This is a genomic window from Salsuginibacillus kocurii DSM 18087 (assembly GCF_000377705.1).
GTDB lineage: Bacteria > Bacillota > Bacilli > Bacillales > Marinococcaceae > Salsuginibacillus > Salsuginibacillus kocurii.
Map to the genome: position 1 here is coordinate 141,096 of NZ_KB898624.1, position 13,592 is coordinate 154,687.

9 protein-coding genes are annotated in these 13,592 nt (G+C 42.3%); 8 read left to right on the forward strand and 1 reads right to left on the reverse strand.

Annotated features, from left to right (window positions below; translation table 11 throughout):
- Positions 1-2 precede the first annotated feature (2 nt).
- The 8 genes from D469_RS0105055 to D469_RS0105090 all read left to right on the forward strand — a co-directional run bounded on the left by D469_RS0105055 (position 3) and on the right by D469_RS0105090 (position 10,626).
- Complete coding sequence (locus D469_RS0105055; protein WP_018922286.1) at positions 3-1,304, forward strand: amidohydrolase; 1,302 nt, start codon at positions 3-5, stop codon at positions 1,302-1,304.
- A gap of 293 nt (positions 1,305-1,597) precedes the next feature.
- Complete coding sequence (locus D469_RS0105060) at positions 1,598-2,080, forward strand: hypothetical protein (RefSeq protein WP_018922287.1); 483 nt, start codon at positions 1,598-1,600, stop codon at positions 2,078-2,080.
- Between the two features lie 129 nt (positions 2,081-2,209).
- On the forward strand, positions 2,210-3,394 hold the full coding sequence (locus tag D469_RS0105065; RefSeq protein ID WP_018922288.1) for a pyridoxal phosphate-dependent aminotransferase: 1,185 nt from the start codon (positions 2,210-2,212) through the stop codon (positions 3,392-3,394).
- 27 nt (positions 3,395-3,421) lie between these two features.
- Positions 3,422-4,711 carry an asparagine--tRNA ligase gene (gene asnS / locus D469_RS0105070; protein WP_018922289.1) on the forward strand — a complete coding sequence of 430 codons (1,290 nt, stop codon included), beginning with the start codon at positions 3,422-3,424 and terminating at the stop codon, positions 4,709-4,711.
- A 398-nt stretch (positions 4,712-5,109) separates the two neighbouring features.
- On the forward strand, positions 5,110-5,811 hold the full coding sequence (locus tag D469_RS0105075; RefSeq protein ID WP_018922290.1) for a DnaD domain-containing protein: 702 nt from the start codon (positions 5,110-5,112) through the stop codon (positions 5,809-5,811).
- A gap of 30 nt (positions 5,812-5,841) precedes the next feature.
- The gene (nth, locus tag D469_RS0105080) at positions 5,842-6,498 is read left to right on the forward strand and encodes an endonuclease III (RefSeq protein ID WP_018922291.1); all 657 of its coding nucleotides are present in this window, start codon (positions 5,842-5,844) and stop codon (positions 6,496-6,498) included.
- A 2-nt stretch (positions 6,499-6,500) separates the two neighbouring features.
- Positions 6,501-7,010: a YpoC family protein gene (locus D469_RS0105085; RefSeq protein ID WP_338053732.1), complete on the forward strand. Its 510-nt coding sequence runs from the start codon at positions 6,501-6,503 to the stop codon at positions 7,008-7,010.
- Positions 7,011-7,029: 19 nt separating this feature from the next.
- Positions 7,030-10,626: a dynamin family protein gene (locus D469_RS0105090; RefSeq protein WP_018922293.1), complete on the forward strand. Its 3,597-nt coding sequence runs from the start codon at positions 7,030-7,032 to the stop codon at positions 10,624-10,626.
- Positions 10,627-10,721: 95 nt separating this feature from the next.
- Here D469_RS0105090 and D469_RS0105095 read toward each other — a convergent pair whose 3' ends face one another.
- Positions 10,722-13,496, reverse strand: a complete 2,775-nt coding sequence (locus D469_RS0105095) for a transglycosylase domain-containing protein (RefSeq protein WP_018922294.1) — start codon at positions 13,494-13,496, stop codon at positions 10,722-10,724.
- Positions 13,497-13,592: the final 96 nt, after the last annotated feature.

The following is a 13,592-nucleotide window of genomic DNA, read 5'->3' on the forward strand; positions in this document are numbered from 1 at the left end:
GGTTGGAAAAAGAGAGAGAGCTGTATTTGACTAATGTCACCGTGGTTGACCCGGAGGAGAGCATGCCAGTCGTTAACTATGGCTATGTGCACATAAAAAATAACTATATTCATGCTTTTGCTGAAGGAGAGCCGCCCCATACAAATGGCGCTGAAGTGAGAGACTGTTCCGGTTGTTGTGTGATGCCCGGCCTCGTTAATACTCACGGTCATTCAGCCATGACTCTTTTGCGAGGATATTCAGATGACCTTGAACTAAAACGCTGGCTTCGTGAAGCAATCTGGCCGGCAGAAGCTAAATTCGATCGTGATATTACCAGTACCGGTAGTAAACTGGCTATGGCAGAAATGATTCGTTCTGGTACAACTACATTTATGGATATGTACCATTTACATATAAATGATGTGGCAGAGCAGGTGAAACAGATTGGCCTCCGTGCTTGTTTAGCGCGAGGAATGATCGGAATGGGAGCAAAAGAGGAACTCGCTGAAAAGCGCACAGAAGCGGTCGAACTAGCAAAAAATTGGAGAGGAGCGGCTGAAGGACGGCTTGAAGCAGCACTTTTTCCGCACGCCCCTTACACTTGCCCTCCTTCTTTTTTGGAAGACGTGGCAGCAGATGCCGCCAGCGAAGCAATACCGCTGCAAATTCATTTAGCCGAATCAAGACAAGAAGTGTCGGACCACTATAAGGATTACGGCCGGCCATTGATTTCGCATATGAAGGAACTCGGAATACTTAGGCCTAGTACGATGATTGTGCATGGGGTTCACGTGACAGAAGAAGATATATCTACTTTCCGGGATGCTGGTGTTTCTCTATCCCATAATCCAGTCAGTAATTTGAAGCTGGGCTCTGGCATTGCCCCGCTTGCTAAGTATATGAAACAAGGGGTCCCTGTTTCTTTGGGCACAGATAGTGCGGCTTCTAATAATACACTTGATTTATTTGAGGAAATTCGGTTAACTGCTTTGCTTCATAAAGGGGTGGCTGAAGATGCTTCAGTGGTCAGTGGAAAAGAAGTGTTACAAATGGCGACAGCAAACGGAGCAGCCATGTTAGGCTTTTCAAATACCGGGAAAATGAAACGAGGACAACTAGCTGACCTGATTGTGCTGGAGCAGCAGGGCTTGCATTTGCAGCCTGAAAATAACTTACTTTCCCACTTAGTGTACAGTGCTTCAGGCCAAGACGTACGTGACGTTTTTGTAAACGGCAGATGTATTATGAGAAACCGCGAGCTGCTAACTATAGATGAAGAGCGCCTTCGTTATGATGTAAAAGAACAAGTTAACAAATTTTAGAGTATACTCATGAGCTTACGTGTATTTAAAATAAAGGGAAGAAATTGTAGAATTATACACGGCTTCCATGCAAAAATTGATATACTATAAGCTGTTCAGTTATAAATAGAGCTGCCTTTAAAATAGGCAGCTCTATACAGGTGAGTGGTGGCTGAACTTTAACTTTTTAGTGGTATATGAGTAGTATGGGTGATTGTTTTAAGGTCATCCCCGGTAAAATCTCACGGGTTTTGCAGTAAGAGACGGGTATAGGCAATGAAACACATTTAGCAAGAAAGGAGGAAACAAACGGCATGAAACGGTGGATTTTATTGGCTATACTTGTGTTATTTTTAGGAGGAAGCGTTACGTTATACTGGTTTTATCAAGATATCCGTGCCATCCCCTCGAACACTGAAGAACAAATGGAACAGTTTGTAGCAGAAGAAGCTCTTTTAGATGAAATACAGAGCGTGTCAACATATAACGGAAGTGAAAGAGTGCACCATGTGGAAGGCATGCATGGTGATGCGGTGTATCATTTGCTTTTGGACGAAGACTTTGAGCTACTGCATGAATTTGCTGAGGATGACATACTGGCAAAAGAAGAAGCTGAAGCCCTTGTTATGGAAGGGGAAGAAGGTCTTACATTACGGTCTAACCAGTTAGGGTATAAAAATGGAGCAGTAGCTTATGAAATCACATACTTGTTACCAGACGGAAGGTACGGGTATGATTATATTCATGCTGAAAATGGCAGTTTGCTGCAACGTTACCGCTTAAGAGGGGATACGTAAAAGAATACTTGCTGGTACGAGTCTTCACGTCTATATAGCAAGCTTGTCACATGCTTAAGCTTTTCGTAAACTAAAGTATAGAAGCTGCTCTGCTTTTCACACCTTTAACATTAAGAGGAGGAAGGAACCATGGAATTAGCCAAAAGAGTCTCGACCCTTACGCCTTCATCAACATTAGCTATTACTGCAAAAGCAAAAGCATTAAAAGCAGAAGGACATGATGTACTTGGATTAGGAGCAGGGGAACCTGATTTTAATACGCCTCAGCATATTATTGATGCAGCGGTGGCATCTATGAGAGAAGGACATACTAAATATACACCATCTGGTGGATTAGTACAGTTAAAAGAAGCCATTATTGCTAAATTTGCAGAGGATCAAAAGCTTACATATGACCCATCAGAAGTAATTGTCTGCATAGGAGCGAAGCATGCGTTGTATACGTTATTTCAGGCATTGTTGAATGATGGGGACGAAGTTGTTATTCCAGCTCCGTTCTGGGTAAGTTACCCCGAACAAGTTAAGCTGGCTGGCGGGGCTCCAATTGAAGTTAAAGCTGAAGAGAAAAACAATTTTAAATTAACACCTGCCCAACTGGAGGAAGCAATTACTTCACGTACCAAAGCAGTCATTATTAATTCACCAAGCAACCCGACCGGCGTTATGTACAGCCCTGAAGAGTTGAAAGAGCTTGGTGACGTTGCGTTAAAACATAACATTTTAATTGTATCCGATGAAATTTACGAAAAACTGGTATATGACGGAGCTACGCACACTTCCATTGCGGAACTATCTCCAGCGTTAAAAGAACAAACAGTGGTAATTAATGGCGTGTCAAAGTCACATTCTATGACAGGATGGAGAATTGGCTACGCCGCAGGGAACAAACAAGTCATTCAAGCGATGACAAACTTAGCAAGTCATTCGACTTCAAATCCGACCGCAAATGCTCAGTACGGTGCAATTGCTGCATACGAACAAGAAGACGGTTCTGTAGAAACAATGCGGCAAGCATTTGAGTCACGTTTAAATACTATTTTTGAAAAAGTAAACTCACTTCCAGGCGTGAGTTGTGTTAAACCTGAAGGTGCGTTTTACTTATTTCCAAATGTAAAAAAAGCAGCAGCGTCCTGTGGTTTTGATTCAGTGGATGCATGGGTAGAAGCATTGCTAGAAGAAGAAAAAGTTGCGCTCGTTCCCGGTTCAGGGTTTGGAGCACCAGAGAATGTCCGGCTTTCATATGCCACTTCCGAAGACGTGATTGTGCAAGCCTTGCATCGTATTGAACGATTTATTGAAACCCATAGCAAGTAATCGGAACAAGAATTGGAGGAAGAAATTGTGAAACCGACCATTGAAACAATCGGCCAGCATGTTGGAGAAGAAGTTACGATCGGTTGTTGGCTTTCGAATAAACGCTCCAGCGGCAAAATTGCCTTTTTACAGCTTAGAGATGGCACGGGCTTTATTCAAGGAGTTGTGCCTAAAAGTGCAGTGAGTGAAGACACGTTTCAATTAAGCAAATCTGTCACTCAAGAAAGTGCGCTTTACGTGACAGGTACCGTTCAGGAAGATGAACGGGCGCCTTCGGGTTACGAATTAAGCATTTCAGGCATTGAATTAATTCATGAAGCCAGTGAATATCCAATTACACCGAAAGAACATGGGACAGAATTTTTGATGGACCATCGTCATCTTTGGATTCGATCTAAAAATCAACATGCGGTTCTTAGAATTCGCCATGAAATTATTCGGGCAACTTATGAGTTTTTCGATAAAGAAGGCTTTACAAAAGTGGACCCTCCGATTTTAACGGGCAGCTCTGCTGAGGGGACAACGAATTTATTTCATACGAAGTATTTTGATGAAGACGCTTATTTGTCGCAATCTGGGCAATTGTATATGGAAGCGGCGGCGATGGCCTTTAATCGCGTCTTTTCATTTGGCCCTACCTTCCGGGCAGAAAAATCAAAAACCAGACGCCATTTAATTGAATTTTGGATGATTGAACCTGAGATGGCGTTTGTAGAACATGAAGAAAGTCTGGAAATTCAAGAAGAGTACGTCTCTTATATTGCAGCAAGCGTGTTAAAAAATTGCCAGTTAGAACTAGAAGCACTCGGCCGTGATAAGAGCAAACTTGAACAAATTCATGCTCCCTTCCCACGTATGACTTATACGGAAGCTATTGATTGGCTGAAAGAACAAGGCTATGAGATTGAATGGGGCGAAGACTTCGGTGCCCCGCATGAAACAGCGATTGCTGAGTATCATAATAAACCAGTGTTTATTACCCATTACCCTAAAGATATTAAGGCTTTTTACATGAAACCAGACCCTGAAAATGAAGATGTGGTTCTTTGTGCGGATCTGATCGCTCCAGAAGGGTATGGAGAAATTATCGGCGGAAGCCAGCGTATTGATGACGAAGCATTATTACGAGAACGTTATCAAGAGCATGACTTATCAGAAGACGCTTATCGCTGGTATTTAGAATTAAGACAATACGGCTCAGTCCCTCATTCTGGATTTGGGCTTGGACTCGAACGAACCGTAGCTTGGATGACAGGGATTGAACATGTCAGAGAGACGATCCCATTCCCTCGCCTGCTCAATCGTTTGTATCCTTAAAGTAAGACTTTGTTAGCAAACGAGGTTGTTTGTTTGAACATCAAAAAAAATTGTACTTTAGAAAAGGTGAAGCTCATTTTCGCTCCAGGCGGATGACTTCGTCACAGTTACAAAGGTGAAAGCGTCAGCTCATGGAACACCTAAGGGGAGGGGCCATAGGAGGAAGGGTAACACCATTCTTTAATAGAGCCTCTCCTGTAAAAGGCAACACTTTTTTTAAATCATCTTAAAGAACTCATATTATAACCAAAGGAAAAAGCGAACTTTACGGCTTTGTGAAGGTTCGCTTTTTCTTTTCAAGGTGGTCTCTCTTTCCACTGAGTCGTGATAATCTGAAAAGAATTATTTTTAGCTGGAAGATAGAAGGCGTGCTATAATGACGGATGAGGTGGAAACCAATGAATCGACAACTTATGATAGACATGTTGAGACAAGGACACGTATCCATTCCGGTACTTTTCTTTGATTATTATAAAAAGCTCGGGCTTAATGAAAAAGAAGTAATGGTATTGTTTCTCGTCTTTCGTTTTGCAGAAGACGGAGAGCCTTTTCCAACCCCTGATATGTTGAGTGAACGAATGACAGTCTCGAGCGAAGAATGCATGACACTGCTTAGAGCGTTAATCCAGCGAAGATTTTTGGCTATTAAAGAAGAGAAGAGTGAAGCAGGAGTGATGTCTGAAAGCTATTCTCTTGAACCTTTTTATGAACAGGTTGTATCGTTGCTTTGTGAAGAAGCTGATCATGTTAATGAAGAGAAAACCATGCAAACAGAACGGGAATTATATGATATGTTTGAACGGGAGTTAGCCCGTCCATTGTCACCTATGGAGACAGAAACGATTTCCATGTGGATTGACCAGGATGGCTACTCATTTTTACTTATCAGGCAAGCTCTTCAGGAAGCTGTGTTAGCAGGGAAGTTGAATTTAAGATACATTGACCGTATTCTGTTTGAATGGCAGAAAAACGGGATAAAAACGCCTGATGAAGCGAGAAAACATAGTGAAAAATACCGTGCTGCCCAGCAATCACGGTCGTATAACCCTCCAAAAGAGCCACTGCCACATTATCCAAATTATAATTGGCTTGATAATTAAAGAGGGAAGGTTAAGTTGAGGTGACTCGTCTTGTTAACAAAAGCAAATATTCGATATGTATTGGACACATTAGAAGATATGTACCCAGAAGCAGAATGTGAATTGAATCATGATAATCCGTTTGAATTGCTTGTAGCTGTTATTTTATCAGCTCAGTGTACCGACGCTCTAGTCAATAAAGTCACTCCGGCTTTGTTTGAAAAGTATAAAGAACCGATGGACTATATAGCGGTAAGCCAAGAAGAACTAGAACAAGATATTCGTTCAATTGGTCTGTTTCGTAATAAAGCAAAAAACTTAAAGAAAATGAGCCAGTCGCTTGTCGACAACTATGATGGAGAGGTGCCGGCCAGCAGGGATGAACTAGTAAAGTTAGCTGGAGTAGGAAGAAAAACGGCTAATGTTGTCGCTTCGGTAGCATTTGATATTCCAGCGATCGCAGTGGACACGCACGTCGAGCGCGTTTCCAAACGTTTAGCTATCTGCCGCTGGAAAGATTCCGTGCAACAAGTTGAAGAAACGTTAATGAAAAAAATACCCGAGGAAGAATGGAGCAGGACCCATCATCGCTTAATCTTTTTTGGGCGTTACCATTGCACTGCTAGAGCCCCGAAATGTGATAGGTGTCCATTGCTGGATGTGTGCCGTGAAGGACAAAAAAGGATGAAGGGAGCGGCTACGTCTTGAGCATGCGCATTCCCGCTAAATATTTACACCAGCCTTTTTATGAGACAAGTACTCAGTACCTTTCTCCTGAATATGAATGGGATGAAGGGATGAAATACTATCCCTTCTATGCAGATATCCTTGCCGATAACGCCAAGATCGAACCTCCTTGGGAAATGGACGAATATTACGTCCCCCAGCTTATCTCGGTAATGAGAGAGTTGTTGGAGATTTTAGAACGTTATTTTGATAATCGGGATCGAGCAGGAGCCAGGCCATACATGCTTGCTTGTATTTCTTCAATCTATTCAGCAGTGTGGTGGATGAATCACCTCCCTGTCCCTCCGGTGGAGCAGTTAACAAAGGACTGTGCAGAACTGGATGTAGTTCCTTATAATTTTAAAGACCGTGTCTCCTTTTTTATGCAGCAACCGGACCAATACCATGTTTACACGCAGCTAGACACAGTGGTCACTGAAATTGAAAAGCTTCATGCTGTAATGATGTTAAAGCGAAAACGCGATAATACGTAGAAAGAGGTTGAACGTAGGTATGACAGCATCCGCAGTCAAAATGCTAGACCATCTCCCTTTTGGTAAAGAAGAACAAGAAAGGCTCGATACGCTTCAGGATAAAAGTAACAACCAATTCACCCTGGCCTTTTGCGGTCATTTTTCAGCTGGCAAATCCACTCTTATTAATGAACTGGTAGGGGCGAACATTTTGCCGGCAAGTCCTATACCAACAAGTGCGAATATTATTACTATAAAAAACGGTGAGCTTATGCTGAACGTGCAAAAATCCAATGGTGAACATGAGCAATTTGTGGAAGATTTGCCGTGGGATGAAGTACGCAAGCTGGGTATGGACGGAGAAGCTATTGAACATATTACTATTCAGGCCCCCCTCCCATTTTTAGGGGAACACGGGGCTTTTGTTGACACACCAGGCGTAGATTCGACGGATCCTTCGCACCAACAGCTTACAATGAGTCAGTTGTTTAAAACAGACGCCATTATTTATGTTACCGATTACAACCATGTCCGTTCAGAGACCAATTTGCAATTTTTAAAGCAGCTTGCCCTAGAAAGAAAGCCGTTATTTCTCGTCGTTAATCAGATTGATAAGCATGACGAAGAAGAATTGTCGATGCAATTGTTTGAGAATGGTTTAAAGGATATGTTATTTCGCTGGGAGATTAAGCCAGTCAAGACGTACTTTACTTCCATGCATGAACTCGATCATCCATTAAATGAGAGTTCACTGTTAGCTGAAGATATTAAACGGCTTGTTTATAATAGCGGTCCGCTGATTTCGGAGTCGTTAGAGCGAATGAAAGAAGGTGCGGTTCGTGCCTTATTGGAACGGTTAAAAGAAGAACATGCTGAAATTTTTGAAATTGCTGAGGAAACCGAAGCAGGAAACGGTGATATTTACACATATAAACAGAAACAAAAGGAAAAAATGCAGCTACTCGAAGCTCAAACGGAACAACTAGAGTCCTTACGTAAGGAACGCCTGCATTTATATCAAAATGCCCAGCTCTTCCCTTATGAAACAACTGAAAAAGCGCGTAACTATTTAGAAAGTGTGCACCCGAAATTCAAAGCAGGTAAGATATTTGCTAAAAAGAAAACAGAAAAGGAGCGAGAAGAGCGGAAACAATCATTATTAAATGACATTAATCAAAAGATTGACTCCCAATTGCTTTTACATCTTCGTGCTCTGTTGAGTAAAGCTTTTCCGTCTTCATCTTCTACAAAACCAGCTTTTGAGAAACGGTTAAATGATTTATCCGTACAGGTGAACGGCCACTGGTTGGAACCGTATGTGCCTAGAGGTGAAATGGATGCTCAATTTGTTTTTCAATTTACTAAGCAATTGAACAAAGATATCATTCAAGCCGTAAAGCAGCAAGTTGAACCATTAGTTGATGAAGCAGTCAGCTTACTCGAAGATGTGTATGAAGATCAGGTAGCTTCTATTAACCAAGAGTTGGAGGGGTTAAGCAAGGTAGAGGCTGTGCTTGACCAAAAAGAAGAGCAGGCAGCTGACATTAAACAGCAAGAGAAACAAGTCCTAGAGTGGTTTGAGCACAACCAAACAACGCAACTCGAAGACCATATCAAAGAAGCGATGAAGCGTGAAAGACCAGCGGACACGGAGTTGCCTTTGTTGAGCAAAGAACTAGAAGATACGTCCGTTCTTTCAGTACAAGAAGAACCTCTCCCTTCAGAAAAAAGCCAGAATAAAGATCGGCATAACCTTGATCTGCGCTTTTTAGAGCAAGTAGATACGTTGCTAGAAAAATATAAGGAGCGGCCGTTCTTAAAAGAAGAAAGAGAGCAAGTTGCCGAAGCTTTATACCATGTGCAGAACGAACGCTTTACCGTTTCACTATTTGGTGCGTTCAGCGCAGGCAAATCAAGTTTTATCAATGCGTTGATGGGAGAAGATATTTTGCCTGTTTCTCCACATCCTACGACAGCCACCATAAATAGAGTGCGGCGCAGTGACAGCGAACATTCGCACGGCGAAGCTGTATTAATCACAAAGGATTTGGCGCAATTAAATGAGGAAATCACTCAAGTTGCGAAACAACTGGGTTGGGTATTAGACGTAGAAACGCTGCGAAAAGAGCGAATAACGTCTTCTAAACAAATAACATCTTGGGAAAAGCAGCATATTGATTACTTGCGTGCTATACAAGCAGGCTTGGCAAAGCAGGAATTACAGTTAAACGATACGTTAGTTATGCCGTTAACAGAAGCTAAAGCATTTGTGAAAAAGGAAGAAGCGGCTGTCTTGCTGCGTGAAGTGATTACCTATTACGATTCATATTGGACCGAAAAAGGAATTGAGTGGGTCGATACACCAGGAGTGCATTCTATGCACAGCCGTCATACAAACGTTGCTTTCCAACAATTAAAACAGTCAGATGCCTGCTTTTATCTTACGTATTATCATCATTCCTTTTCAAAGGCTGACCAATACTTTTTGCAAAACGTTAGTCAAATGAAAGAAGTTATGGGCAATTATCCGTTTTATATCATCTTAAATGCCAGTGATTTAGCAAAAAATGAAAGTGAGCTCCAAGCAGTTAAACAGCATGTGAAGAAGCTAGTAGAAGCAAATGGACTCGCTAACCCTGCGGTAGTACCTGTTTCTAGCCGCGAAGGTTTAAGAGACAAGCAGAAAGGACTTTCTGGAATCCCAAATTCATTTGCGTCATTTGAAGAATTGTTTGAACGTACTACACTTAATGAATTAAAGTGGGTGAGCTATAAACGATTAACGGGCTACGTTGGCTATTGGTATAACAGTTTGAATGAATGGCTGAATAAGTTGAACGAGAGTGAAGAAAATCGCAGCTTACAGCTTGATAAAACAAACGAGCTTCTACATTCAGCCAAATTAAGCATTCAAACCTGGGAACCTGTAGACATGTTTGCACAAACCGAAAGAGAAGCGAATGAATGGCTGACGCATTTCGAAAAGCGGATGGAGTTTGTTATGAATGATTATTTCAGCCAGTCAATTAATCCTACCGTTATAAATGCTAATCAAAAGAAAGCACAGCGAACGCAGCTATATGCAGCCATCCAAGAATGGAACAGTAATATTATGCAGTTCATCAAACAAGAACTTGAAACGCTTATCTTTCGAATTGAACATGCAGCTGTAAAAGAGAGTGAACAATTATATAGTAACCGTTATGAAGAGATCGCAGGGACAATAGGTGAGTATGTGACAATTTCTTCTATTTCTAAAGAAGAGTGGAAAGAGGCTATGCGCTTAGATGTTTCTCTTCCAATTGAGTTAAGTCCTCCGCATGAGCGCACGATCCAACAATATTTTACGAACCGTCGTATGTTTTTTGAGGAAGGGCAGGTTAAATCATGTAAAGACATGCTCATTCGATCGAGCAAAACACAAGTGGAACAGTTATTTGATTTGCTGAAGCATGAGATCTTTAAGCAGCTAGATGCTATGGAGTCGATCATAAGAGAAGAGATGATAAAAGACTTACAGCATACGCTTACGGCAGCAGAAAAGAAAGCTGCCTTCCAATTTGATAATCGTTACCTTGAAGAAGTGAAAGAAGAGAGAGAAGTAGTAAGCGCTGTTTTAAATGAGGCAAGACTGTAACAAAAAAGCGTGTGTTCCACCCAATAAAAGGGAGAACACACGCTTTTTTAATTAAAGAGTGAACCCACAGAGAATAACAGTTGCTGGCACGCGTACTATGATTCTTCTGCTGGAGGAAATGGAACTTCCTCGGGGACATTGGCTGAGTTGGCTTCGGACTCTTCTGTATCCTCCTGCTCTTGGCCAGGAGCTTCCTCATTGTCGTTGCCGCCTTCATTATTACCGCCACCCTGGTTTCCATTACCCGGAGTTTGGCCATTATTTTCATTTCCGTTTTCGTTGCCATTGCCATCGTTGTTTTCTTCCTCTTGTTCTTCCTCAGGTTCATCGAAGTCATCTTCACCTAATCCATTTTCTTCACCTAATCCATTTTCTTCATCTAATTCGTCTTCTATCTCCTCCTCGAGTTCTTCATCTTCCTCTTCGTCTTCTTCTTCGTCCTCATCTTCCTCTTCATCTTCTTCAGGTATGGTTACTTCGACGGTAGCTGGGTCACTTCGTAAATCATCGTCACTTTCATCAACTACTGTGACTTCAAAATAATGCGTAGTACCTGGTTCAGGTTGGTCAAGAATGAACTGCATGTCTGTTTGAGTGGTTAATGTTTCAAACGAATCACCATCTACGGCATGGCCAATCTCAAAGGTGCGTCCGTCGAGCTCATCGCTTGGATAATCCCAACTCATTAAAATTTGCTCACTGTCTTCTTCATAGGTGGCAGATAAGTTTGCCACGCCACTTAGCTCTTCGAATTCTTCAGATTGTTGTCCTGGCTCTGTGCCCTCGACGAAGAGTTCTTCAGTAATTTCACTCTCAGGTGTGAATTCACTTGGAAGCATACCCGTACCTCGTTCAATGGCCAGTCGGACCACCGAGTTTGGCTGTTCAAAATCAGGAGTATCAACTCCTTCATGAATTTGAGTCATAATTTCTCGGAAAATGTGCTGAGGTATTTCACGCTCTGTTGACGTTGATAATGTCCCGCTGCCGCGATCGCTATACCCGTTCCAAATGGAAGCCGTGTATTGGGTCGTATAGCCGGCAAACCAGGTATCAGGAACATCACCGCTGCCGTAACCATAATTTTGCCTTTGCTCAGATGAGTAGTTACTAGTACCTGTCTTACCTGCGATTGGCAAATGGGGCACATTTGCAATGGTCCCTGTGCCTTCAGTCAATACATCTTTAAGCATATCTGTGACCATATAAGCAGTATAATCATTCATCACTTGTTCGGATTCAGGCGTCAAATTCAGCTCTCTGCCATCAGGGAAAACAACTTTCCGCACGGCGTAAGGCTCTGTATATTCTCCGCCAGCGCCAAAGGCAGCATAGGCACCAGCTACGTCTTTACTGGAGACTCCATCCAAGCCTCCGAGTCCAGCAGCTTCTCCTAAATCTTGATCTTCTATATCAAAGCCAAGCTGTTCCCCAAAGGATAACGCATTTTCTACGCCAGCTTCACGCATCGCTTTTACGGCAGGCACGTTTCTAGATTCATATAACGCTTGGCGCATACTCATTTCACCATTGTATTCATTATCAAAGTTTGTAACGGTTTGATCAGTGCCAGTATAATTAATTGGTTCATCAGTTATTTGATGATAGGTCGACCATTGCTCTTCATCAATTACCGGACCGTAATCAAGGATAGGTTTAACAACCGACCCTGGTTGAGACATGGTTGACCTGGTCGCATGGTTCCAACCGCGTTCGACTGCTTCCGGATCACGATTTCCAACGAGAGCCCGGATCGCGCTCGACTGAGTATCCAGCAAGGTAAAGCCAATTTGATGGTCTTCATGGTCAGGGAAAGACTGAATGTAGTTGTTGGTTTGAATTACATTTTGTGCATGTTCTTGGGCCTGAGTATCAAGCGTTGTATAAATTTCCAGACCGCCAGAATATATATCGGACGAACTTAACCCATCAATATCTTCAATTTCTTCCTGTACATGATTGATGAACGATTGATACCTAGCTTCTTCTTCGTCAGGTTCGGATAAATTTAATTGATCAGTTACTGCAACCGATGAAGCTTCTTCTGTTTCTGAAGCGGAAATGAGCTCCTGGTCTTCCATCATTGAAAGAATCAAATTGCGGCGGCTTTCATTATTTTCTGGATTAGAAGAAGGTTCATAATAACTTGGGCGTCGAGGAATTGCAGCTAGTACGGCAGCATCTTCTAGCGTTAGTTCACTAACTTCTTTATCAAAATAAACAGTTGCTGCCTGGCCGACTCCATAGGCGCCATTTCCAAAATAAATAGCATTCAAATACATTTCCAGTATTTCATCTTTCGAATATTCTCGCTCCATCTGCAAGGAGAGCCATTGTTCCTGTACTTTACGGCTCATCGTCTGGTCAGGTGAGAGGAAGGCATGTTTTACGAGCTGCTGTGTGATGGTTGAAGCACCTTCAGCGCCGAAACCACCAGAAATATTAGCAGCTAAAGCACCGAACATACGTTGGACATCAATCCCGCGATGGTCATAGAAACGCATGTCTTCAACTGCTATAAAAGCATTTTTAACATCCTCGGGGACCTCTTCGATCTCTACTAAATTTCGGTTTTCACTGCCTTGCAGCTGAGTAACTTTTTCGTCATTCATGTCATAAATATCTGCTGCTTGGGCAAGTACAAGTTCATCTGGGTCGAGTGGGGGAGCATCTCGAATAATGGCAAAAGCAGTAATGCTTCCTGCAATTAGTGTGACAGCTAAAACAACTATAAAAGCTACGAATATCTTTTTCCAAATCGGTTTTTTTGATTGGCTGTTATTCGTTGCTTTCTTTGAATGATGCTCGCGGCGTTTGGCGCGTTCAGCTGCCTGCCGCTTTTCTTGGCGTGATTTATATTCATTGCTCATGTATAGCTCTTCCTTTCTAATCAATAAAGCCTTTTTCGGTTTCAGACATGTAGACGTTGTAAATGCGGGTAGGTTACACTTTTTTAACCCGCAGAG